Origin of the sequence: Streptomyces sp. NP-1717, assembly GCF_022695985.1 — a bacterium.
Classification (GTDB): Bacteria; Actinomycetota; Actinomycetes; order Streptomycetales; family Streptomycetaceae; genus Streptomyces.
Genome location: NZ_JAAPBF010000010.1, coordinates 39777 through 63213, shown reverse-complemented (window position 1 = coordinate 63213; position 23437 = coordinate 39777). Strand labels below are relative to the sequence as shown.

The following is a 23437-nucleotide window of genomic DNA, read 5'->3' as shown; positions in this document are numbered from 1 at the left end:
CGTCGGGGCGGTACGCCGGCACGGGCGGCCGGTGAACGGGTCAGGAGGTCCGCTGCGTCGCGCTGATCGCCATGGCGGCCAGCTCGTCCTTCGCGTACTCGATGGCGCTGCTCGCCCGCAGCGCGGCGAGGGCCCGGTCGGTGCGGGTGGCGATGTCGCGTTCGACATGGTCCACCGCTCCGACACCGGTGATGATGGAACGCATCGTCCTGAGGTCGTCGCCGGAGATCCGCGTCCCGATCCTGGCCCTGAGGAACTTCGCCGCGTCCGGGTCCTGCTCGTCGGCGTACTTGAGCGCGGCCGCGAAGAGCACCGTGCGCTTGCCCTGGACCAGGTCGTCGCCGGACGGCTTTCCCGTCTCCTCAGGGGCGCCGAACACTCCCAAGAGGTCGTCGCGCAGCTGGAACGCGACGCCGATGTCGACGCCGAACGTACGGTAGGCGGCGACGAGTTCGGCGTCCGCGCCGGCGATCACGGCGCCGATGTGCAACGGGCGCTCCACCGTGTACGAGGCCGTCTTGTACTGGTCGACCAGCACCGGATTGTGGACGTCCTCGTCGCCCGACGCCTCGGCGGTCAGGTCGAGCACCTGACCGCACAGGACCTCGGTGCGCAGGGCCGACCACACCGGAGCAACCCGCTCCAACTCCCGCGCCGGCAGCCCCGACGTACGGATCATGTCGTCGGCCCAGACCTGGGCCAGGTCTCCGATCAGGATCGCCGCGCCGACGCCGAACAGCTCCGGATCACCGGACCAGCACCGGTCCCGGTGCTGACCCGCGAACAGCACATGCGCGGCGGGGGAGCCACGGCGCGTCAGGGACGCGTCGATCACGTCGTCGTGGATCAGGCCGTACGCGTGGAACAACTCCAGCGCGGAGCAGGCGCGCAGGACCGCGTCGGCGGTGGCGCCGTGCTCGTCGCCGCCCGCGCCGATCCAGCCGAGCCAGGCGAAGGCCGGCCGTACACGCTTGCCGCCGCGCAGTACGAAGCCCTCCAACTCGGCGACGGCGGCCGCGTACGCCGGACTGATCGCCTCGGCCTCGGTCCGGCGGGCGCCGAGGAACTGTCGGAGCGCGGCGTCGACGGCGTCGGCGCGCGCGGCGGCCCCGGGGCGGGGTCGGGTGCTGGTCATGCTGTCCCTTCTCGGTGGGCGGGCGGGAGATCAGCCGGCCCGGTACTCGTCGGACCCGGACGCCGGCATCGGGTTCGGCCAGGACGTGAACCGGCGGTACGACCGGAACGTGCGGATCTCCTCGCCGGCCGGCGGCAAGGGGCCCGGAGGCGGGCGATTGCTCGCCGCCCGACGGCGCTCACCTCGGAGGTCGTGAACACGGGTCCTCCGCGGGTCCGGGCGGTCCATACACTCCGCGAGTATCGGTGAGGCGACTTGAGGTCCGGTCGAGTCCGGCGGCGGGGCCGGAGGCAGGGCTGCGGGCGACGTCATCCGTCCGCATAGGGTGAAGGTGTGGCGAGTACCAGGAAGACTCAGGCGGCGGACGCCGGCGCTGAGCCCCGCAGACAGGAACTGCAAGCGCTGGCGGTCCGGCTGCGGAAGATGAACGGTGAGATCAACCGCATCGCGCACGCCTTCACCGCGGACCAGGGGCTGCATGCCACGGATGTCCAGGCGCTGGCCGCGATCCTGGATTCCGAGACCCCGCTCACGCCGGGCCGCCTGCGTGTCCACCTCGGCCTGACGTCGGGGGCGGTCACCGCGTGCCTGGACCGGCTGGAGAAGGCCGGTCACATCCGCAGGGCCCGCGAGAGCACCGACCGGCGTGTGGTGCACCTGCACTACCTTCCGGACGCCCGGTCGGTCGCTCGTGCCCATTTCATGCCGCTCGCCCAGGCGACCGCGCACGCCCAGGAGCAGTTCAGCAGCGACGAAATCGCGACCGTTCTGCGCTTCCTGGACGCTCTCAACGGCGAACTGGGCCAGCTCAGCGGAGAGCACTGACCTCCGCTCCACCCACAGGACCGGGTCGGCCGGGCCGGAGGCGGATGAAAAGTATCTTGATGATTGAGATAGTCTACGATCAAGTTACCGTTCGGTCTTCGCATCCGGGAGCGCAATGTCCAGGTCCACACGGCTCGCACGATGGCTCGTGCCCGTAGTACTGCTCGTCACCTGGCTCGGGATCGGCGGGACACTCGGTCCCTACGCCGGAAAGCTCGGCGAGGTCGCTACCAACGACCAGGCGGCGTTCCTGCCGCAGAACGCCGAGTCCACCAAGGTCATCGACGCGCAGGAGGCCTTCCGCCAGGACGAGACCCTGCCGGCCATCGTCGTCTGGACGACCACGGACGGCGGCGAGGTGACCGCCGCGCAGCGCGAAGCCGCGACCGGCGCCCTCGCCTCGCTCGAAGACGTGAGCGGAACGGTGGGGCCCGCGTCCGCGGCGATCCCCTCCAAGGACGGGCAGGCACTCCAGGGAGTCGCCCAACTGCGCCCCGACCTCGACGATCAACTCCCCACCGTGCTGGAGAAGATCGACGAGGCGGCGGAGCAAGTGCCCGGCACGACCGTGCACATCGCCGGTCCGGCGGCCAACCAGGCCGACCTGTCCGACGCGTTCGCGGGCATCGACGGCCTGCTCCTCGGCGTAGCCCTCGCGACGGTGCTGATCATCCTGCTCCTGGTCTACCGAAGCGTCATCCTCCCGCTCGTCATCATCATCGGCGCCGTCCTCGCGCTCGGCCTCGCGTGCGGCGTGGTGTACGCCCTCGCGGAGCGGGACATCGTCCGCGTCGACGGGCAGGTACAGGGGATCCTGTCGATCCTGGTGATCGGCGCCGCGACGGACTACGCGCTTCTGCTCACAGCCCGCTTCCGGGAGGAACTGGAGCGCCAGGGGGATCGCGTCAAGGCCATGCGGGCGGCGCTGCGGGAGTCGGCGGGGACGATCGTGGCAAGCGCCGCCACCGTGGCCCTCGGCCTGATCGCCCTGCTGCTCAGCGACCTCACCAACAACCGCGCGCTGGGGCCGGTCGGTGCCATCGGCATCGTGTGCGCGGTCCTCAGCACGCTCACGTTCCTCCCCGCGGTACTGGTGCTGCTCGGCCGTGGCGCCTACTGGCCGGCCCGCCCGAAGCCGGCCGGCAGCGCCGAGAAGAGCGACAGCGGCCGCGGTGTGTGGCCGCGGGTCGCGGCACTCGTGGACCGCGCCCCGCGCAAGGTCTGGGCCCTCACACTCGCCGGACTGCTCGCGTGCGCGGCCTTCGCGCCCACCCTCGAATCCAAGGGCGTCCCGCTCGACGAACTCTTCGTCAACGACGCGCCGTCCGTCGCCGCGCAGGCGGCACTGAGCGAGCACTTTCCCGGCGGTTCGGGCAACCCGGCCGTCGTCATCGCCGACGCCGACACCGTCGACCAGGTCACCACCGCGGCAGGCCGGACCGACGGCGTGGTGAACGCGCTGCCCGTGACCGAATCCGGGCGACCCGGCGTCGGAGCACCCCGGACGGCCGACGGCAAGGTCCGGATCAACGCGACGCTCGAAGCCCCGGCGGACAGCGACGAGGCCAAGGCGACCATCGCCCGGCTGCGCGAAGCCGTACACGCGGTCCCCGGGTCCGACGCCCTGGTCGGGGGCTACACCGCCCAGCAGTACGACACCCAGCGGACGTCCGAGAGCGACCGCATGCTGATCGTGCCCGTCGTGCTGGCCATCATCCTGGTCATCCTCATGGGCCTGCTCCGCTCCCTGCTGATGCCGGTGCTCCTGGTGGCGACCGTGGCACTGAACTTCCTGGCGACGCTCGGTATCTCCGCGCTCGTCTTCCAGGGGATTCTCGGCTTCTCCGGCACCGACGCCTCGGTGCCGCTCTACGGATTCGTCTTCCTCGTGGCACTCGGCGTGGACTACAACATCTTCCTCATGTCACGTGTCCGGGAGGAGTCGCTGAAGCACGGCACCCGCGAAGGGGTCCTGCGCGGCCTCACGGCGACCGGCGGTGTCATCACCTCCGCCGGCGTCGTCCTCGCCGCCACCTTCGCCGCCCTGGGCGTCATCCCGCTGGCCTTCCTGGTCCAGATCGCCTTCATCGTCGCCGTCGGTGTCCTCCTGGACACGATCGTCGTCCGGTCCCTCCTGGTGCCCGCGCTCGTCCTGGACATCGGCCCGAAGGCCTGGTGGCCCGGCGTGCTGAGCCGCGGATCCGGGCAGCGGCGACCCGAGAAGGAACCGGCCGCCGCCGCACACTGAGCGCCACGGCAGGCGCGCGACGGGCTGGGCACGACGACGGCGGACCGCGCGGGATGCGCGGTCCGCCGCTGGTGCGTCACTCCACAGGTCTCCGGGGGGATGGGCTCATCGGCCCGCCGCCCCCGGAGCGCCGGTGCGGGTGCTAGATGATCGTGGCGCCGTAGACGCTCAGGGCCTCCGTGACGGGCTGGTAGAACGTGGTACCACCCACGCTGCAGTTGCCGCTGCCGCCGGAGGTGAGGCCCAGCGCGGTGTTGCCGGAGAAGAGCGCGCCGCCGCTGTCGCCGGGCTCGGCGCAGACGTTGGTCTGGATCATGCCGTACACGATGCCGCTGGAACCGTAGTTCACCGTGGCGTTGAGGCCGGTGACCGAACCGCCGCGCAGGCCGGTGGTGCTGCCGCTGCGCTGCACGGACTGGCCGACGGAGGCGTTGGCGGCCCCGGTGATCTCCCGGTACGTGCCGTTGTACAGGTAGACCCGGCCGTCGGCCGCCGACTGGTTGGAGTGGCGGATGATGCCGTAGTCGTTGGTCGGGAAGCTGGTGCCGGTGCGCGTGCCGATGGACCAGCTGGAGCTGATGTTGGTGCAGTGACCGGCGGTCAGCGCGTGGTTCACGCTGCCGACCCTCACGTTGAAGCCGAGCGAACAGCGGCTGCCGCCGGTGGTGATGGCCTCACCGCCGGCGATCAGCGGGGTGAACTTGCCGGGGGTGCGGTTGACCGTGAGTTCGGCCTTGGAGTCGGCCAGCGCGCCCTTGACCTCGGCCAGTTCGGCCTTCGACACGGTGCTGTCGACGGTCACGACGATCTTGCCCGTCTTCGCGTCGGTGTACCACGCGGTGCCGGCCACATCCGCTTCGAGCACGGCGGAGCTGGCGTCGGCGAGCTGCGAGGCGGTCGCCTTGACCTCGGGGGCCGGGGCGGCGACGGCCGAGGGGGCCGCGAGCGCGACGGCGGTCACCAGACCGGACGCCACGGCGAGGAGCCGAGCCCGTCTGGACGTGCCGGCGAGGGGGGAGAAGCGCTTGAAGGTCACGAGATCCTCCGGATGTATGGGGGATGGACAGCCCGTCGGGTGGGTGGGGCAGTCGGTGCGTGCGGGTCCCCGACCAGTGGTCACTGGGCGTGGACCTGTCAAGCTGCGCGGTTGGAATCGTTGACGTCTACGGCTCCAGATGCAAGGACGACTTCCGGACCGCAGGCGGAGAATCGCTCTTGAGCGCGACCGGACCGATACCGGCCCCCGGGCCGGTGTTCGCGCCCGCGCTTCGGGTGGTGTCGCAAGGGTGTTGCTGCAAAGTGCGCGGGTGCTGCCGGACTTGAGTTCCTCGCCGTGAACTCCCTTGAGGCGTGGCGGGTTTGAGTCTGTTTTGCAGTGCCTTTGCAGAAGGTTGCGACAGGTCACATCGCGAACACGCACGGTTCGCCGCCCGGCCGACCGTTCTGATGAGGCTGGGGCGCGTCGCGCCTGACGGGGTGTATGTGCCGGGCGGTGCGGCTTCCGGGGCCGAGATGTTTGCCCGATCTTCATTTGAATTGCCGATGTACTCAAGATGGCCGAATCTTTGCCTCCGCCCTCAAGGGGCTGTCGCTCTGAGCCACGGATACGTCCGGGGGAGCGCTCTTGCGGAGGGCTGTCGCGGTGTGCTGCGGCGGCCCGGGAGCGGGCCAACTGCCCGCCGCCGGCAGGCATAACGCCGCCCCCGGCCGCGATCCGGCAGCGCCGACCGACCGACCGACCGACCGACCGGCCGACCGGCCGATCGGCCGACCGGCCGATCGGCCGATCGGCCGATCGGCCGTCTCCGCGAACGTCTTCGGATCAGGCCCTGGTGATGTTCCTGCCGGGCATCGGCTCCGCGAGCGCTGCCCGCCACTCGGGCGCTCCGAAGGCGTCAGCGAAGTACTGCGTCTCGTGCACCACCTGTCCGCCGGCGAATTCCATGATGCTCACCGAGTGGCTGGGCACGTCGTCGTACGTGATGACACACTCGCTGACCCACAGGTCGCCGCCGCCGGCGATCCGGCGCACGGTGAAGTGCCGGCGGGCCGGATGCCCGCCACGTTGCGCCGAGATCGTCGCGCGGCCCCGGAACCGTTCGCCCGACTGGGGATAGTCGAGGATCGCGTCCACCGCGTAGATGGCGTGCTCGGCCTCGGTGTCCCCGCGTTCCGAAGCCCGCCAGTGCTCCTCCAGCGCGGCCCTGGTCCGGGCATCGGGATCCATCGCATGTGTTCCCTTCTCTGGGCCCCCGGAGTGATCCGGAGACCTGGGCGAGGCAGGGACAGTAGCCGGGCGGCCGTCCGTATGCGGGCGGCCGAACGCGTGTTTACGCTGGAATGAGTCGTTTGCCTCAGAGCTCTCGCGAGGAGGCGTGTGATGGCGAAGGTGCTGTTCATAGTGAGCGGAGCGACGTACTGGGTGCTCAAGGACGGCACCAGGTACGCGACAGGTTACTGGGCCGAGGAGTTCGCGAACCCGTACAAGGCGATCACGGACGCCGGTCACGAGGTCGTGGTCGCGACACCGGGCGGCGTGACCCCGAATGTCGACATGATGAGTCTGCGCCCGGCGATGGCGGGTGGTGAACAGGGAGCCCTCGAACTGGAGGGCATCATCCGCGACGCGGAGGTGATGCGGCGACCGCTCAAGCTGTCGGACGTCCGTCTCGAGGACTACGACGCGGTCTATCTGCCGGGCGGTCACGGTCCGATGGCGGACCTGGCGTTCGACGCCGACGCGGGCCGGCTGCTGACGGCGCAGCTCGCCTCGGGCAGGCCGCTCGCGATCGTGTGTCACGCCCCCGCCGCGATGCTGGCCACCAGAATCCACGGAGAGTCGCCGTTCAAGGGCCGCAAGGTCACCGGCTTCACCAACGAGGAGGAAGAAGGCGTGGGCCTCGCCCCCAGGGCGACGTGGCTGCTGGAGGACGACCTGAAGAACAAGGTCGGTGTCGACTACAGCCGCGGCGAGACCTGGAAGCCGTACATGGTCGAGGACCGCAACCTCGTCACCGGGCAGAATCCCGCCTCCGCGGCGGTACTGGCGGATCGTCTGCTGCAGATCCTCAAGTGAACCCGCCCGTGAGGAGGCCGTACGACGCGCCGGGCCGGCGCGACCGTCAGGACGCCCGGGCGCGCGCCGCGTCGCCGGTGCTCACACCGTGTCCCGGTGCAGTCCGGCGTCGTGTGCGACGAGCGCCGCCTGCACCCGGTTGTCGCACCCGAGCTTGGTCAGGATCCTGCTGACATAGGTCTTCACGGTGGCTTCGCTCATGTGCAGCCGCCTGCCCGCGTCGGCGTTGGACAGACCCTCCCCGAGGAGGGCGAGCACGTCGAGTTCCCGTGTGGTCAGGGCGTCGAGGCGCTGCCTGGCCTCCTCCGTGCGCGCGGTGGCCCCCGGGGAGGAGAGGGAGTCCACCACGTGCCGGGTCGCCGTGGGTGACAGGTAGGCGTTGCCGGCCGCCGCCGCCCGGACCGCGCGGATCAGCTCGTCGGGCGCGGTGTCCTTGAGGAGGAAGCCCGCACCGCCGTGGCCGAGGGCGCGCAGTACGTTCTCCCGCTCGCCGAACGTGGTCAGGATCAGCACCTGTACGTGCGGCGCCGCCCGGCGCAGCTCGGCCAGGGCCGTCAGGCCGTCCATCACCGGCATCTGGATGTCCAGCAGGGCGACGTCGACGGCGGTGCCACGGGCGGTTTCCACGGCTTCGCGTCCGTTGCCCGCCTCCGCGACGACGTCGATGTCGTCGGCCGAGGTGAGGATCATCCTGATACCGGCCCGGATGAGCGGCTCGTCGTCGGCGACGAGGACCCGGATCACGCGGCCTCCTGCGCGGTGGCGGACGGGGAAGCGTACGGCATGGCCTCGCCATCATGCCCTAAGCGCTGTCCGGCGCGTCTCCAGGGGCCGGGCAACTCCCGGAACCTGCCCGTCGTTTGCCCGGCTCGCGGGTCAGCTCCCGTCCTGGAAGGTCTGCTTCGCGACCAGCTTTCCGCCGTCGAAGCAGAACCGGAAGATGGTCGAGACGTCGTCCGGGTCGTCGGACGCGAAGTGGCGGCAGGTCGCGCCCTCGGGGATCTCTGGACCTCTGCTCTCCAGGTCCGAGGTCAGGTACGAGTCCTCGGCGGGCAGCTTGCCCTGCACGTCGGCCTCGGGGTCGCCCACCTTCGCCCGCTCGTACACGCTCGGCGCGATCGTGGCCTTCTCCAACTCGTCCATCAGCGCGCTCACCCCCCACACGCCCAGGGCAACGGTACCGAGGACGAGGACGACGGCGGTGACGGCGCAGCCGATGGCCAGGTTCTTCTTGCTGCTCATGATGGCGGCGAACTCCCCTTGTGTCGCTGAAAGGTTGATGTCCGCCCCACTGTCGCCCGCCCCTCCCGCCCCCGGCTGTCCCACAAAGTCGTCGTCCGCACCGACGGAGGTCGCGTTCTCCGGGCGGGTCGCCCCGCCGTCGCCGCCGTAGGGCAGCATGCCCGCGACGCGGAACCCGCCGTCCGGGGTGCGCCCCGTGTGCACCATGCCGCCGACGAGCCGGGCCCGCTCCCGCAGGCCCGTCAGTCCCTGGCCGCCGCTGATCGCGGCCGGTGCGCCCGGCGGCCCGGCCGGCGCGGGCCCGTTGGCGACCTCCACGACCAGGCTGTCCGACTCGTAGCGCAGGGCGAGGGTGATCGGGGCGCCCGGGGCGTGCTTGTGGGCGTTGGTCAGACCTTCCTGGGCTATGCGGAAGGCAGCGTGGTCGGCGGCGGGCGCCAGTGGCCGGACAGTGCCCGACCGCCGCACTTCCACGGTCGTGCCCGCGGCCCGGGACGACGCGACAAGACCGTCGATGGAGGCCACCGCACGGGAGACCGGACGTGCGCCGCGCTGGTCGCCGCGCTGATCGTCACCGGCTGCCGGCGCGTGCCCGGCTCCTTGCCTGGCACGCTCGGTGTGTTCGGCCCGTCCGGTGTTCTCGTCGGGGCCGTTCCGGTCGTCCCGGTCCTCATGGAGGATGCCGACGGCCTCACGCAGCTCCTTCATCGCGGCCACCGAGGCGTCCCGCAGGACCTGGACGCCTTCCCGCTGGCGATCGGTCAGGTCCGGATCGACCTGAAGGGCGCCCGCGTGCACGGCGATCAGTACGAGCTGGTGGCCGAGACTGTCGTGCATGTCCTGGGCGATACGGCCCCGCTCCAGCAGGCGCGCCTGCTGTGCCACCATCGCCTGCTCGCGCATCAGCTGGACGTTGTTGCGCCGCAGCGCCTCCACCAGCGACCGGCGCTGCGCCCGGTAGCGGGCCATCAGCCCGGGCACGATCGACAGCGTGAAGAACACCGCCGCGCCCAGCACGGTGGTGACGGGCAGCGACACACCTGAGCCCGCACTGATCTCGTCATGGGTGGACAGCGCGGTGTACAGGACGAGCGCGGCGGCGTAGGCGGCGACCGCCCGCCCGGGTCTGATCACACGGCTTCCCGCGGACCAGCTGGCGCAGACCAGCAACGGCACCGCGGAAGGGAACACCGCTGCCCCACCGGCCGAGACGATCAGCACCGTCGCCGGCAGCGCACGCCTGGCCAGCGACAGCACGGCGATGCCCGCGACGACGGCACCCGTCCGCACGCCGAAACCGGCCATCGCGCCGTCGGCGAGGCCCGCGAGCCCGGCGAGGACGACGGTGAGCACGCTCTCTCCGGCGATCCGCCCGCGGCTCCAGGGGGAGGCGGCGGCGAGCCGGGCCCCGAGGGGCCGTGCGATGCGGTCGGCAGGTCCTTCGTCCAGTTCCACGGGCCGACGATAGTCAGTCCCCGGGGGCGCCGCGTCATCCGTGCGTCGTGCCGGCGAACGACGAAAGTGAACAACCACCGGCGGCGCGGGGGCGGTTGAGCGCGCCCACGGCGCCACCGTTGGTCACCGCGGGCCGCGACTTCCGGGGACTGTTTCGGGTGGCCGCCGCGAACACGATGGTCCCGCACACCAGCAACGGCGGCGGGCAGTCCACGACTGGGCCGCGCGGGAGACGGAAAGCGGGAGACGTCACATGGACAACGCGCACCTTCAGGGTCACGAGAGGTTCACCATGCGCCAGAAGACGACCCTCATGGTCAACCAGTACGTGGTGACCGCGGCCCGTCCCGACGGCTCGGAGGGCGAGGTCGTCGCCTACGCCGAGCAGAAACCCATGTCGCTCAAGGAAGAGGTGACCATCTACACCGACGAGTCCAAGGACCGTGTCCTGTGCGTCTTCGAGGCCGACCAAGTCCTCGACGTCGGTGCCGTCTACGCCGTGCGGGACGGTGCGGGGGAACCCATCGGCTCGTTCCGCGAGAAGCCTGTCGCCTCCATGCTCCGCTCGACGTGGGTCCTGGAGCAGCCGGGCACGGCGGAGCTCACCGGGCGCGAGCGCAACGCGGTGGTGGCCGTGCTGCGCAGGGTCTGGGACTTCCTGCCGTTCACCGATTTCGTGCCGTTCCTGTGGCCGTACCACTTCGATTTCACCGAGGGCGACAAGCGGTTGATGGCGGTCGACAAGAAGTTCGGGCTGCGCGACCGGTACGTGCTCGACATCGCGGACCCCGCCGCCGACCGCCGCCTCGCCATCGCGCAGACCGTGGCGCTGGACGCACTGCAGTCACGCTGAGGCGACCCCGCCTCTACGATGGACGGATGTCTTCGATCAGGCAGTTCCAACTCACCTTCGACTGCGCGGAACCCGAGCGCGTCGCTCGTTTCTGGTGCGAGGTCCTGGGGTATGTCGTACCGCCGCCGCCCGAGGGATTCGCCGGCTGGGACGATTACGATCGCGCGCTGCCGCCCGAGCGCCGGGGAGCGTCCTTCGCGTGTGTGGACCCCTCGGGCGTGGGCCCGCGACTGTACTTCCAGCGCGTGCCCGAGGGGAAGGTCGTCAAGAATCGGGTGCATCCCTGTGTACGGGTCGGCACCGGTCTCGTGGGCGAGGAGCGACTGGCCGTACTCGAGGCCGAATGCGCACGGTTGATCGCGCTCGGCGCCGTACGCGTACGACTGCTGCTCGCCGATGAGGACAACGAGTCGTGCCTCGTGATGCAGGACATCGAGGGCAACGAGTTCTGTCTCGACTGAGTGCGTGAACGTGCCGGGCTCCCGCGCGAAGGGGGCCCGGGCCGCCCGCGACCGACACGAGGACGACTCATGGACATCCGGCCCTGCCGAGAAGAAGACCTTGAACTCCTTGAGGCACACATGCCGTCGCCCGGGCGGACCCGGCGCCACGCGGCGCGGTTCGAGAAGCAACAGCGGGGCCTGAGCACGTTCCTGGTCGCCTGGTCCGACGGAACCCCTGTCGGGACGGCGCAGATTCTCTGGCGGGGATGCGAGGCGCCCGAGGTGCGTGAGCGCTTCCCCGGGTGCCCCGAGCTGAACGGTCTGGGGGTCTGGCCGCCGCGGCTGCGGTCCCGGGGCATCGGGACGGCCGTCATCCGCGCGGCCGAGACCCGGGCGCGGCGCGCCGGTCACCACCGGATCGGCCTGGGCGTGGACGACCGGAACCTCCGCGCGGCCTCGCTCTACCTCCGACTCGGCTACGAGGAAACCGGCTGCCGCTACCTCGACCGGTACCACTACCTCGACGACAACGGCTCGCGGCACGAAGTCGCCGACCCCTGCCGGTTCCTGACCAAGCGGCTCACCGGACAGCCGGGCTGACACCGGCCGCCCCGCGGCGGTGTCGCACGGCACGGACGCGGTCCGCGTTTCGCGCCACCTCCGGAGCCGTAATCCTACGCGCTGGTATTTCCGTTTTTTGTGTGGCAAAAGGCGGGCGCTTAAGCGTGTCAGCTCGCGGAGTTGAAGGCGGACCGACGGAGATCGGCCAGATCAAGTGGCTTGTTCTCGACGTTTGGGAAATTGTGCTTCACGGGTATCGATCGACCTTGTTCGATAATCTCCATTTGAAACGCCTTTGTGCGGAGTGGCGTTCTGATATCCGCGCTCCGGTTTTATTCGGCGTCCCCGCAAAGCGATGTACGAGAAGGAGAGTCGCCTGGTGTCTGGCATAGCGGGTATCGGCACACCGCTGCGAAGATTGCGGACCATTGTCGCCGATGTTCTGGAAACCGCCGAAGAGGACATCGAGGACGACGCGCTCTTCTTCGAAGACCTCGGCCTCGACTCTCTGGAGAAGACCGAGGTGGTCGTCCGTGTCGAGCGGGAATTCGGCGTCAAGCTCAGCGCAGCCGACGCGGCCGCCATGCGCTGTGTCGAAGACTCCGTGGCCGTGCTGGCCGGCAAGTTGAGCGGCCCGCCGCAAGAGGGGACGGAGCACGTCGACCTCGTCGGGCGGCTGGTCGGATGCCACCTCACCGAGGGACGCGGGGAGCGGATCGCGTACACCGATCCCGACTCCGGCGACGTCTCCTACCGCTCCCTGTACGGTGCCGCCCTGCGGTACGCGGCGACACTGGCCGCGAACGGAACTCCCGTCGGCGCGCGCGGACTTGTCGTCGCCGACGACTCCGTCACCACGGTCGCCGCCGTCCTCGGCATGTGGTGGCACGGATGCGTGCCCGCGGTGGTCAGCCCCCTCCTCACCGACGAGGAACTGGGCTACATCGCCGACGACTGCCGGGCGGACGTGATCCACCTCGACGCCCCGCCCAAGCGGCAGCGAGCCCTGGAAGCCCTCTTCTCGGACCGCCGCCGGATCGCCGGCCGGGACGTACGGGCCGGCATCGGCACGGACAGTGCCGCTGATCCGCCCCGGAACCGCGACGCCGCGCCGTGGCCGTCGGACGGTGAGGCGCTGATCCAGTACACGTCGGGAAGTACGGGTCTGCCCAAGGGCGTCAGGCACAGCGCGGGTGCCGTCCTGGCGGCCCTGGCCGGGTTCGGCTCGTCGCTGGCGCTGCGGGAGGACGACATCGTGCTCTCCACGGCACGCATGTCCTTCGGATACGGATTCGGCGGCACGGTGCTCTTCCCGCTCGCCGCCGGCGCGCGGGCGGTCCTCTTACGCGGCAGTATCGACCTGCACACCGTGACGGCCGCCCTGGACGAGTACCGACCGACGGTTCTCTGGTCGGTGCCACGTTTATACGCGGCCCTGGTCGACGCCGCGGGCACGGGCGACGGGGGTCCGGGGACGGAGTCGGTGCGGCTGTGTGTCGCCGCCGGTGAGAACCTGCCGGCCCGGCTGAGCGAGCGCATCCAGGACACCTTCTCCGCCGACCTGATCAACGGGCTCGGCGCGACCGAGGTGCTCCACATCGTCGTGGCCACCCCCGCGGGCCGTCCCATGCCCGGGACCATCGGCCTGCCCGTACCGGGCGTGCGGGCCACCATCCGTGACACCGACGGCCTCCCGGTCGCCGACGGGGTCGAAGGACGCCTCCACATCGACGGCCCCACGGTCGCGCTCGGCTACATAGGCCGGCCCGAAGCCGCGGCCGGGACGTTCGCCGACGGCGGGGTGTACACCGGCGACATCGCGGTCCGCGACGGCGACGGCACCGTCTCACACCTGTGCCGCGCCGACGACCTGCTGAACCTGGGGGGCTACAAGGTCCCGCCCGGCGAGATCGAGGCGGTGGCCCGGGCCGTCGAAGGCGTCCGGGAGTGCGTGGTGGTCGGCCAGGCCGACGCACACGGACTGGAACAGGCGGTCCTGTACGCCGTCGCCGAGAGCGGATGCGACACCGGCCTGGTCCGCCGCTCCATCACCGCCGCCATCCGCACCGGGCTGGCCCCCTTCAAACGCCCGGCCCGGGTGGAGTTCCTCGACAGACTGCCGGTCACCTCCACCGGGAAACTCGCGTCCTTCCAGCTCCGGAACCGGGTGACCCAGCCTTGACCTGGGACATCACCGGAACCGGTGCCGTCGCCAACATCGGCCGCACACCTGGGCAGATATTCGACGCGCTCTGTGCCGGGCAGGAGACGCGCGCGGCGCTGAAGGTCTTCGACAGCACCAAGTACCGGACCCGCCATGCCTACGAGATCGACGACCGCCCCGCCGGCCGGGACGAGCCGTTGCGGGCGACCAAGTGGCTGCTCCTCGCCGTCCGGCAGGCTCTCGCCGACGCCGGTCTGCCGGACGACCTGTCCCGGACACCGGTGCTCGTCGGTACGACACTGCGCGAGCAGCGCAGTACGGAACTGTGGTGGACCGGGGGCGCCCCCGTCCGTCCGGCCGATCTCCACTTCGGCGGTGCCCTGCGCGAGGCGTTCGGCGCCGTCTCCACGTACACCTTCGCCAACGCGTGCTCCGCCTCGCTGTACGCGCTGGGTCTGGCCACCGACATGATCGAGTCCGGCACCACCGACACGGTCGTCGTCGCCGGCACGGACGCCCTCACCGAGAGCGCCTTCGGAATGCTGGACCGGGTGCAGAACGAGTCGCCGCAGATGCTCCGGCCGTTCGACGTCTCGCACAAGGGGATGCTGATGGGGGAGGGGGCGGTCGCGGTCGTCCTGCGGCGCGCGGGTACCCACGACCGGCGCCCCCTCGCCCGGCTCAGGGCCGTCAGCATGAACTGCGACGCCCACCACGCCACCGCGCCCGACGCCGACGGGATACGGGCCGCCGTTCTCGACGCCCACCGGCGTGCCGGCGTCGGCGCCGAGGACATCGACCTGGTGATGCTGCACGGCAGCGGCACACCCCGTAACGACGAGACCGAGGCCGCCGTCCTCTCCGAGGTGTTCGCGGGGACGGGGGACGGCCCGCTGATGACGGCCATCAAATCCATGACGGGCCACACGCTCGGCGGATCCGGCCTGCTCAGCATGGTCGTCGCCGTCCAGGCCATGGCGCGCAAGGCCGTGCCGCCGGTACTCGGTCTCGCCGAACCCATCGCGCAGGCGGCCGGACTCGGACTGGTCCGCGGGACGGCCACCGCCGCCGACATCACCACCGCGCAGATCAACGCCTTCGGCCTGGGCGGAATCAACGCCGTCGCGCTGGTCGGAGCGGCCGTATGACCGCCGCCGAAGTGACCGGGGGGCCGGACGTGTCCCCGGCGGGCTCCGCCGTCCCCGTGGGTACGGCACCGAACGCGACCGTCGTCACCGGCGTCGGGCTGGCCGTCCCCGGCCTCCGCTCCGTGCACGACCTGCTCACCGACCGGCTCCCCGCGGACGGCTTCGATCCGGCGACGGCCCTGAAGGGCCGGGAGATGCGCAACAAGGACCGCGCCTCGCGCCTCGCCCTGTACGCCGCCGAGCAGGCGCTCGGCGACGCCGGACTGCTCGACGGGAAGGGGCACTTCCAGGGGGCCACGGCCCATGTCACGGCCGTGGTCGCCAGTTCGAACCTCGGCTCCCTGCAGACGGTCTGCGAGTTCACCGACACCATCGCCCGCGACTCGGTCACCGGACTGAGCCCGCTCGGCCTGCCGCAGACGTCGAGCAATGTCGTCGCGGGCTGGGTCGCCATCCGGTACGGGCTGCGCGGCCCCAACCTCACCGTCTGCAACGGCGCCACCAGCGGCCTGGACGCCCTGCACTGGGCCCGGAACCTCATCGGGGCGGGGCGCTGCCGCAGAGCGGTGGTGCTCGGCGTCGAACCGGCAACCGAACACGCCGACAAGCTGCTCGGCGGTACGGCCCCCGACGTGGCCTGCGCCGTGGTCGTCGAATCGGCTGCCGAGGCCGCCGCGCGCCGGGCGGGCGTCTACGCGCACCTGTCGGCCTACACGCGCGGTGCCGAACTCGCGTCCACCGTCGCGGTCACCGAATCCCTGGCACCCGCCCCGGTCGGGCTCCGGCTCACCGGCGGGCTCGCGCGACCGCCCGGCGCCCCGGCCGGGCAGAGCCTGGATCTCACCGCGCGGCTGGGGGAGTGCTCGGGCGCCCTGGGCGTACTCCAGGCGGCCGTCGGCGCCCTTCACATCCGGACGCACGGAACACAAGCGGTACTCGCGTTCACGGGAGGTGCCGACACCGATGACGCGGCAGCCGCCCTTCTGCTGACGAACGAAAACAACGAATGATGGGAAAATCCTTCATGGAATTGGCCGTGGACGCAGAGGAACTGCGCACGATCGTCGCCGAGTCTCTTGAACTGGAGCCCGAAGAGGTCGGCGACAGCGACCACTTCGCCGAGGACCTCGGAATGGACTCGCTGATGGTCCTGGAAATATCCTCCCGGCTGGAACAGCGCTACCCCATATCGGTGCAGGACGCGTCCATCGGCTCGGTGGAGAATCTCACCGAACTGCGCGGTCTGGTCGAATCCCTGCTGGCCGGGGGATCCGCGGCGTGACCGAAAGAAGAATCGCGCTGGTGAGCGGCGGATCCCGGGGAATCGGGCGGGCCGTCGTCACCAGACTGGCCCGGGACGGATTCGACGTCGCGTTCTGCTATCTCTCCCGCGCCGATGCCGCCAAGGAGACCGAACGGGAGGCCGCCGAACGCGGAGCCCGTGTCTTCGCCCGGCGGGTCGACGTCGCCGACGCCGGCGAGTGCCGTGCCTTCTTCGCCGCTACAGAGGACGAACTCGGCCCGGTCGACGCCGTGGTGACCGCCGCGGGCATCACCCGGGACAAGCCGCTGGCGACGATGGAGGACGCCCAGTGGCACGACGTGCTCACCACGAACCTGGACGGCGTCTACCACGTCTGCCGTCCCGCCGTCGAAGCAATGGCCAGGCGCCGGGCCGGTTCCCTGGTGACACTCTCCTCGATCGCCGGTGTCCGCGGAAGCGCCGGGCAGACCAACTACTCCGCGTCCAAGGCCGGGATCATCGGATTCACCCGGGCCGTGGCGAAGGAGTACGGCAAATTCGGCGTACGGGCCAATACCGTGGCGCCGGGCTTCATCGACACGGAGATGACGGCCGACCTGCCCGAGAGGGCCAGGAAGAAATATCTCGGCCAGATCCCGCTGTCGAGATTCGGCACCTCGGAGGAGGTGGCCGATCTCGTCTCGTTCCTCCTGTCCCCGCGGTCCTCCTACATCACCGGCCAAGTCCTCGGCGTCGACGGCGGGTTGGTGATGTGAGAAACCTGGCCGCCCTCGTGAGACAGGGCCCGGATCTCCCGCGGTGGGCGGGACGCGAATGAGATCCACCGCCCCGCCCGGCCCGGTCACCCGGCGCCGGCCGGTCGACGATCCCGCCGTCCGCCTGTTCTTCTTCCACCACGCGGGCGGCTCCCATCTCCTCTACCGCGGCTGGACGCGCCTTTTCCCCGACGACTGGGACATCTGCCTGCTGGACGCGCCCGGCCGGGGCAACGCGCAGGCCCTCCCCCTCATCGGCGACTGCGCCGGCCTCGTCGGATTCCTCGACGAGGCCCTCGCCCCGCTGCTGAACCGGCCGTTCGCGTTCTTCGGCCACAGCGTGGGAGCCCGCGTCGCCTACGCGCTCACGCGCCGCCTCGAAGAGACTGCACGCGAACTGCCCCTCTGGCTCGGGGTGTCGTCCTTCCGCGCACCGCAGCCGGATTCGCCGGAGCCGCCACTGGGCCGGAGCCTGCGATCCGACACCGCCCTGCGCGACTGGCTCAGGACCACGGGCGGCGCCCCGGACCGGCTCCTGAGCGACGACAGCCTGTGGAACGCCTTCGCTCCCGTGCTGCGCAGCGATCTCGGACTCGCGGACACCTGGGACCGCGAGACGCCCCGAACCCCCCTGCCGGTGCCGCTCACCGTGTTCGGCGGCACCGACGACACCGTCGTGGCCTCCCGGCAGCTGGAGAACTGGCCGCGCCTGACGGACGACTTCCTCGGGCAGCACACCTATTCGGGAGGGCACTTCTATCTCAACGACCACCGGGAGCAGCTGGTGGGCCGTATCACCCGGACCGTACGCGACCGGCTCGGACCGGCGCCCCGCGCGTAGAAGCGGCCGACGGCCCTTGCCGGTCCGTGGCCCTCAGCCGATGGCGGCTGGCATGCGCACCACGTCGTAGGCGAGGCCGATCGCGTCCCCGGTGGCCGGGTCGCTCAGCTCGACGCGCCAGCGGTCGGCGAACTGGTCGACGCCCTCGGCCATCGGAATGGTGCCGGAGATCAGCACGGTACCGGGCACCAGATCGCCGCGCTCACGCAGTACACCGGCCCAGTAGCCGGGGGTGAGCAGCTCGGCCAGTGTGCCGTCCTGGATGAGGGTCTCCCGCCCGTCGTGGGTGACCCAGGCCCGCAGCGCCAGATCGTCGAGCCGCTCCTGTACGTCGGCGAGCCGCCAGGCGCGGCGGGCGAGCACGTCGGGGCTCGCGTTCTTGCTCCACGCGACACCGTGCACCTCCAGCTCACGGTCGGTGTGGTCGCAGGCGGCGGTCAGCAGCAGATCCCCCTCGCCGTCCACCACCAGGGCCCATTCGGCCTCTCCCGACGTGCGGCCGTGCTGGACGCTCACGTGTTCGGTGTGCTGGGCGAGGTAGGGGGAGACGGGGTAGAGGGCGGGGGTCACGGACGGCGCGGGCACGCCCAGCTCGGCGAGCTCGGCCACATGCGCGGCCACGTCGGCCTGGCTGCGTCCGGCGTAGCCGGCGTTGAGCACCCGGACGACATCGATGGTGCGGGTGGTGCCGTCGGGCAGTTCGAAGGTGAGCAGCGCCATGGGGTGTCTCTCCGTATCGATCGGGGTACCGGCGAGGTCGAATATGCGCGGAAGGGTTGCGCATACGACCTGTATACAAGAAGTATGCCGGTAGGGCGACAGCTGTCCTTCACCCGGAGCCCCTCAAAAAGGAACAAGCACTGTGAACAACAGCACCAGCGGTGACGGCGGGTCCGCCGTACGCCGCGCGTTCTTCGCCAGCCTCACCGGCACCGCTCTGGAGTGGTACGACTTCGCCATCTACTCCGTCGCCGCGGCGCTGGTCTTCGGCGACGTCTTCTTCCCCTCCGAGGACCCCGCCACCGGCACCCTGCTGGCCTTCTCCACATACGCCGTCGGCTACGTGTCCCGCCCGCTCGGCGGTTTCGTCTTCGGCCGCCTCGGCGACAAGATCGGCCGCAAGAAAGTCCTCATCGCGACCCTCGTACTGATCGGCGTCGCGACGCTCCTGATCGGTCTGCTGCCCTCCTACGCCACCATCGGCGTGGCCGCTCCCATCGCCCTGGTCATCCTCCGCTTCGCCCAGGGCGTCGGTGTCGGCGGCGAGTGGGGCGGGGCCGTACTCCTGTCCAGCGAGTTCGGCGATCCGCGCCGGCGCGGCTTCTACGCCTCCGCCGCCCAGATAGGCCCCCCGGCCGGCAACCTCATGGCCAACGGCGTCCTCGCGGCCCTCGGCGCGCTGCTCTCCGAGGACCAGTTCGTTTCCTGGGGCTGGCGTGTGGCGTTCCTGCTCTCCGGCGTGCTCGTCGTCTTCGGGCTGTGGATCCGCACCAAGCTGGAGGAGACCCCGGTCTTCAAGGCGATGGAGGCCGAACAGACACGTCCCACGGCCCCGATCCGCGAGGTGTTCGCCACCCACCCCCGCGCACTGGTGGCCGCGATCCTGAGCCGCGTCGCCCCCGATGTGCTGTACGCGCTGTTCACCGTCTTCGTCCTGACCTACGCGACGGGCGAACTCGGCATGTCCCGCGGCGCGGCGCTCGCCGCCGTACTCATCGGATCCTCCTTCCAGGTCTTTCTCATCCCACTCGCGGGGGCTCTCTCCGACCGCGTCAACCGGCGTCTGCTGTACGGGCTTTCGGCACTGGCCGCCGGAGTGTGGCCGTTCGTGTTCTTCTCCGTGACCGGCGGCGGGAACTGGCCGCTGCTCACCCTCGGCGTGGTGGTGGCGCTGGCCATCCACTCGTTCATGTACGGGCCGCAGGCGGCCTTCATCGCCGAACAGTTCTCCCCCCGGCTGCGCTACACCGGCTCCTCACTCGCCTACACGCTCGCCGGAGTCATCGGCGGGGCCGTCGCGCCCCTGGTGTTCACGGCGCTGCTCGACGCCTACGACTCCTGGGTGCCGCTCGCCCTCTACGTCGCGGGCACCGCGGTGGTCACGATCACCGGACTCTTGCTGGGCCGCGACGGGGACGAGTCCGGCGACAGCGCCGACGACGCCTCCGCGCAGCCGCCCGCCCGCACGCTCACCAAGCACGACGCGCCCTCCACGACGACCGACTGACCCCCCTCCGACACCCGCACGCGAGACAGGAGCCGCACCGTGCGCATCGCGCTGAGCCAGATCACCACCGGCCCCCACCCCGGGCAGAACCTCGGACTCCTCCGCCAACAGGCCCACCGGGCGGCGGACGCGGATGCCCGCGTCGTCGTCTTCCCCGAAGCCGCGATGGCCTGCTTCGGGACCCCTCTGGCGCCGCTGGCCGAACCTCTCGACGGCCCGTGGGCCACCGCCGTCCGGCAGATCGCCGAAGAGACCGGACTCGTCATGGTCGCGGGCATGTTCACCCCGGCCCCGGACGGGAAAGTGGCCAACACCCTGCTCGCCACCGGCCCCGGCGTCGAGGCCGCCTACGACAAGATCCATCTCTACGACGCCTTCGGCTACGCCGAGTCCGACTCCGTGGCACCCGGCTCCGAGGTCGTCACCGTCGACGTGGACGGCGTCCGTATCGGCCTGGCCACCTGCTACGACGTCCGCTTCCCCGAACTGTTCCGGGCGCACGCCGACGCCGGAGCGGTCCTCTCGCTGCTCCTCGCCTCCTGGGGCGCGGGCCCCGGCAAGCGCGAGCAGTGGGAACTGCTCATCCGCGCCCGCGCCCTCGACTCCACCCTCTGGCTCGCGGCCGTGGGCCAGGCGGACCCGGCGGCCTCCGGCACTCCCGCGACCTCGAACGCCCCCACCGGTATCGGCCACAGCGCGGTCATCGGCCCCGACGGGACCGTACGGCAACGCCTCGGAGAAGGGCCGGGGATGCTGCTGGCGGACCTGGACCCCGACGAGGTCTCCGCGGTCCGGCGGGCCGTACCGGTACTGTCCAATCGCCGCCTGCCGCTGGGTTGACGCCAGGCCGTCCCGCGGCGGGGCTCAGCCCGCCAGCAGGACCTTGAGAGTCGTCTCCAGGTGACTGTCGATCGCGAGGCGCGCGGCGCGCGGGTCACCGGCGGCGATCGCCGCCAGGATCGCCCGATGCTCGGTCAGCACCGCGTCCTGGCGGCCCTGCTGGTTGTACAGAGCCACCACGCCCGCCCGGATCTGCCGGCTGCGGAGCCCGTCGTAGTGCCGGTTGAGCAGGGAGTTGCCCGCCGCGGCGACGATCGTCGCATGGAAGAGGTGATCCACCGCGATGAACTCCTTCGCGTGCTCGGGCCCGCTCAACGCGCTCTGACGCTCAAGGAGTTCGGTCAGCCGCGACATGAGTTCCCGGTCCCCGAGGGGGATGACCTGCTCCGCCGCGTACCGTTCGACGATGCCGCGCAGCTCCATCACCTCGGTGATCTCCCGCCCGGACAGCGGCACGATCTGAGCCCCGCGTTTGGGTACCAGCCGGACGAGATCCTCGGCCGCGAGGAGCAGCAGCGCTTCACGGATGGGGGTGCGGGAGACTCCGATGCGGTCGGCGAGCTCCTGCTCGGAGAGGAACTCGCCCTGCCGGTCCGGGTCGGTGAGAACGTTCTCCTTGAGGAAGGCGTACGCCTTCTCCCGGCCCGACGTCCGCTCCGACGTCATGATTTCCCCCATGACCCCAATGGTTGCATACAGTAAGTATACAGAGTGGCGCCCGATTCCGTCCCGCCACCGGCCGTCCCCCCGACAGGTCGGGCATGCGCGATCATGACCGGATGGACGCACGTTTCCTCGGCATCGCCGAGCTGGACGAAACCCCGGCCGTGGCGGTCGTGGTCGACGTCATGCGCGCTTTCACCGTGGCTGCCCTGGCCTTCGGCCAGGGGGTGGAGAAGATCGTCCTCGCCGGGTCGCTGGACGAAGCCCTGGCGCTCAAGGCCCGCCATCCGGATTGGGTCGCGCTGAAAGACGGTCCGCGCGCTGCCGGGTTCGACGCCGTCAACTCACCAGGGCTGCTGCGGTCCGTCGACCTCGGCGGACGGACCGTCGTGCAGAAGACCACCGCGGGTACGGTCGGCGCCCTCGCGGTCAAGGAGGCGTCACTCGTGCTGTGCGCCTCCTTCGTGGTGGCCGGGGCGACGGCCCGGCTCCTGCGGACACGCGCGTGCGGAAGTGTCACGTTCGTCGTCACCGGCGACGACGGGCACGCCGAGGAGGATCTGGCGTGCGCCCACTACATCGCCCGCCGGGCCGCCGGCGCCGCGACGGACGCGGCCGGGTTCCTGCGCCGCGCCGGCGAGTCGCGCGCGGCGGTCGAGCTCGCGCGGGGTGTGCGTCAAGGAGCGCATCCTGATGACGTCGCACTCTGCCTCGAGCTCGACCGGTTCCCCTTCGCGATGGTGGCGGCCCCGGAGGACTCGCTCATGGTCCTCCGTCCGCACGCCGTGCCTGGCAGGAATCAGAAGACGGACACGCCGTAGGCGGAGAGGGGTTCGACCACGGGCTGGGCGAAGGTGGTGCCGCCCGAGGCGCAGTTGCCGCTGCCGCCGGAGATCAGGCCGACGGCCCGGGTGGCCGCGAAGACCGGGCCGCCACTGGAGCCCTGCTCGGAGCAGAGGTTGGTCTGGATCAGTCCGTACACGATGCCGTCGCTGCCGTAGTTGACCGTGGCGTTCAGGCCGGTGACGGTGCCGCTGCGTAGACCCGTCGTGGGGGAGACGGTGCTGACCCGCTGTCCGACGGCGGCGGCACCGGCGTTGGTGATGTCCTGGTAGGTGCCGTTCCAGAGGTAGACGGAGCCCTCGGCGTCACTTTGGTTCGCGTAGCGGATGATGGCGTAGTCGTTGCCCGGGAAACTGGAGCCGACGGTGGTGCCGATGCTCGTGACGTCGCCGGTGTTCGTGCAGTGGCCCGCGGTCAGGGCGTACTTGACGCCCGCGCTGTCGCGCACGTTGAAGCCGACCAGACAGCGTAAACCGCCGGGCAGCTGGATGTACTCGCCGCCCGCGACGTGCTTGGTGAACTCCCCGGTGGCGCGGTTGATCTCGGGCTTCCCGGCCGGAGTCGACGCCGCTCTGGTGAGTGCGGCGACCTCGCGGGAGTCGACCGTGCTGTCCACGGTGACCACCACGGTGCCTCTCGCCGTGTCGGTGTACCACGCGCTGCCCGCGACGTCCGCACGTGCCAGGGCGGTGTGTGCCGCGGTGAGCTGCGCCGCGGTGGCCGCTCTCGCGCCCGACCCGTTGGCGTTGGCGCTCGGCGCGGTCAGCACGGTGGCGGCCAGCAGCCCGGAAGCCACGGCGACCAGTCGTGCGCGGGGAGCGGGAGTACGGTTCACGGGATCCTCCGTTATGTCA

23 protein-coding genes are annotated in these 23437 nt (G+C 70.8%); 15 read left to right on the top strand and 8 right to left on the bottom strand.

Annotated elements, in window-relative coordinates:
- Positions 1-40: 40 nt before the first annotated feature.
- Positions 41-1135: a polyprenyl synthetase family protein gene (locus GXP76_RS03925; RefSeq protein WP_242569988.1), complete on the bottom strand. Its 1095-nt coding sequence runs from the start codon at positions 1133-1135 to the stop codon at positions 41-43.
- Positions 1136-1468: 333 nt separating this feature from the next.
- On the opposite strand from GXP76_RS03925, the gene GXP76_RS03920 reads away from it, so the two are divergent.
- On the top strand, positions 1469-1960 hold the full coding sequence (locus tag GXP76_RS03920; protein ID WP_242569987.1) for a MarR family winged helix-turn-helix transcriptional regulator: 492 nt from the start codon (positions 1469-1471) through the stop codon (positions 1958-1960).
- Between the two features lie 115 nt (positions 1961-2075).
- Positions 2076-4208, top strand: coding sequence for an MMPL family transporter (locus tag GXP76_RS03915; protein ID WP_242569986.1), 2133 nt, complete (start codon positions 2076-2078; stop codon positions 4206-4208).
- Between the two features lie 142 nt (positions 4209-4350).
- Here GXP76_RS03915 and GXP76_RS03910 read toward each other — a convergent pair whose 3' ends face one another.
- The gene (locus GXP76_RS03910; RefSeq protein ID WP_242569985.1) at positions 4351-5244 is read right to left on the bottom strand and encodes a S1 family peptidase; all 894 of its coding nucleotides are present in this window, start codon (positions 5242-5244) and stop codon (positions 4351-4353) included.
- A gap of 786 nt (positions 5245-6030) precedes the next feature.
- The gene (locus tag GXP76_RS03905) at positions 6031-6435 is read right to left on the bottom strand and encodes a nuclear transport factor 2 family protein (RefSeq protein WP_242569984.1); all 405 of its coding nucleotides are present in this window, start codon (positions 6433-6435) and stop codon (positions 6031-6033) included.
- Between the two features lie 153 nt (positions 6436-6588).
- Here GXP76_RS03905 and GXP76_RS03900 point away from each other — a divergent pair, with 153 nt between their 5' ends.
- The gene (locus GXP76_RS03900) at positions 6589-7284 is read left to right on the top strand and encodes a type 1 glutamine amidotransferase domain-containing protein (RefSeq protein ID WP_242569983.1); all 696 of its coding nucleotides are present in this window, start codon (positions 6589-6591) and stop codon (positions 7282-7284) included.
- Between the two features lie 81 nt (positions 7285-7365).
- Here GXP76_RS03900 and GXP76_RS03895 read toward each other — a convergent pair whose 3' ends face one another.
- Together GXP76_RS03895 and GXP76_RS03890 are read right to left on the bottom strand one after the other, a co-directional pair.
- Positions 7366-8028 (bottom strand): response regulator transcription factor, encoded by a 663-nt coding sequence (locus tag GXP76_RS03895; RefSeq protein ID WP_242569982.1) that lies wholly within the window; start codon positions 8026-8028, stop codon positions 7366-7368.
- 132 nt (positions 8029-8160) lie between these two features.
- Complete coding sequence (locus tag GXP76_RS03890; protein WP_242569981.1) at positions 8161-9981, bottom strand: sensor histidine kinase; 1821 nt, start codon at positions 9979-9981, stop codon at positions 8161-8163.
- A 253-nt stretch (positions 9982-10234) separates the two neighbouring features.
- Here GXP76_RS03890 and GXP76_RS03885 point away from each other — a divergent pair, with 253 nt between their 5' ends.
- From GXP76_RS03885 to GXP76_RS03845, 9 genes are all read left to right on the top strand, one after another.
- Complete coding sequence (locus GXP76_RS03885; protein ID WP_242569980.1) at positions 10235-10834, top strand: hypothetical protein; 600 nt, start codon at positions 10235-10237, stop codon at positions 10832-10834.
- 26 nt (positions 10835-10860) lie between these two features.
- Positions 10861-11295 carry a VOC family protein gene (locus tag GXP76_RS03880; protein WP_242569979.1) on the top strand — a complete coding sequence of 145 codons (435 nt, stop codon included), beginning with the start codon at positions 10861-10863 and terminating at the stop codon, positions 11293-11295.
- A 69-nt stretch (positions 11296-11364) separates the two neighbouring features.
- A complete protein-coding gene (locus GXP76_RS03875; RefSeq protein ID WP_242569978.1) occupies positions 11365-11877 on the top strand; it encodes a GNAT family N-acetyltransferase in 513 nt (170 codons plus the stop codon).
- Positions 11878-12217: 340 nt separating this feature from the next.
- Positions 12218-14020, top strand: a complete 1803-nt coding sequence (locus tag GXP76_RS03870; protein WP_242569977.1) for an AMP-binding protein — start codon at positions 12218-12220, stop codon at positions 14018-14020.
- Positions 14017-15150 (top strand): beta-ketoacyl synthase N-terminal-like domain-containing protein, encoded by a 1134-nt coding sequence (locus GXP76_RS03865; RefSeq protein WP_242569976.1) that lies wholly within the window; start codon positions 14017-14019, stop codon positions 15148-15150. Before GXP76_RS03870 ends, GXP76_RS03865 begins: the two co-directional genes overlap by 4 nt.
- Positions 15147-16160 (top strand): beta-ketoacyl synthase N-terminal-like domain-containing protein, encoded by a 1014-nt coding sequence (locus GXP76_RS03860; RefSeq protein WP_242569975.1) that lies wholly within the window; start codon positions 15147-15149, stop codon positions 16158-16160. The genes GXP76_RS03865 and GXP76_RS03860 overlap by 4 nt, the downstream gene beginning before the upstream one ends.
- Positions 16161-16186: 26 nt before the next feature.
- Positions 16187-16432, top strand: coding sequence for an acyl carrier protein (locus tag GXP76_RS03855; RefSeq protein ID WP_242569974.1), 246 nt, complete (start codon positions 16187-16189; stop codon positions 16430-16432).
- Complete coding sequence (locus GXP76_RS03850; protein ID WP_242569973.1) at positions 16429-17169, top strand: beta-ketoacyl-ACP reductase; 741 nt, start codon at positions 16429-16431, stop codon at positions 17167-17169. The genes GXP76_RS03855 and GXP76_RS03850 overlap by 4 nt, the downstream gene beginning before the upstream one ends.
- Before the next feature lie 58 nt (positions 17170-17227).
- A complete protein-coding gene (locus GXP76_RS03845; RefSeq protein ID WP_242569972.1) occupies positions 17228-18010 on the top strand; it encodes a thioesterase II family protein in 783 nt (260 codons plus the stop codon).
- A gap of 33 nt (positions 18011-18043) precedes the next feature.
- On the opposite strand, the gene GXP76_RS03840 is transcribed toward GXP76_RS03845, so the two are convergent.
- On the bottom strand, positions 18044-18730 hold the full coding sequence (locus GXP76_RS03840) for a DUF2848 domain-containing protein (protein ID WP_242569971.1): 687 nt from the start codon (positions 18728-18730) through the stop codon (positions 18044-18046).
- Positions 18731-18872: 142 nt separating this feature from the next.
- Between GXP76_RS03840 and GXP76_RS03835 the strand changes: the two genes are divergently transcribed.
- Complete coding sequence (locus tag GXP76_RS03835; protein WP_242569970.1) at positions 18873-20237, top strand: MFS transporter; 1365 nt, start codon at positions 18873-18875, stop codon at positions 20235-20237.
- Between the two features lie 39 nt (positions 20238-20276).
- Positions 20277-21077 carry a carbon-nitrogen hydrolase family protein gene (locus tag GXP76_RS03830; RefSeq protein ID WP_242569969.1) on the top strand — a complete coding sequence of 267 codons (801 nt, stop codon included), beginning with the start codon at positions 20277-20279 and terminating at the stop codon, positions 21075-21077.
- Between the two features lie 24 nt (positions 21078-21101).
- Here the strand turns inward: GXP76_RS03830 and GXP76_RS03825 are convergent, their stop codons facing one another.
- Positions 21102-21755 (bottom strand): GntR family transcriptional regulator, encoded by a 654-nt coding sequence (locus GXP76_RS03825; protein WP_242569968.1) that lies wholly within the window; start codon positions 21753-21755, stop codon positions 21102-21104.
- Between the two features lie 101 nt (positions 21756-21856).
- On the opposite strand from GXP76_RS03825, the gene GXP76_RS03820 reads away from it, so the two are divergent.
- Positions 21857-22561 (top strand): 2-phosphosulfolactate phosphatase, encoded by a 705-nt coding sequence (locus GXP76_RS03820; protein ID WP_242569967.1) that lies wholly within the window; start codon positions 21857-21859, stop codon positions 22559-22561.
- Here the strand turns inward: GXP76_RS03820 and GXP76_RS03815 are convergent.
- A complete protein-coding gene (locus GXP76_RS03815; protein WP_242569966.1) occupies positions 22540-23418 on the bottom strand; it encodes a S1 family peptidase in 879 nt (292 codons plus the stop codon). The two genes, GXP76_RS03820 and GXP76_RS03815, sit on opposite strands and share 22 nt — an antisense overlap.
- Between the last annotated feature and the right edge of the window lie 19 nt (positions 23419-23437).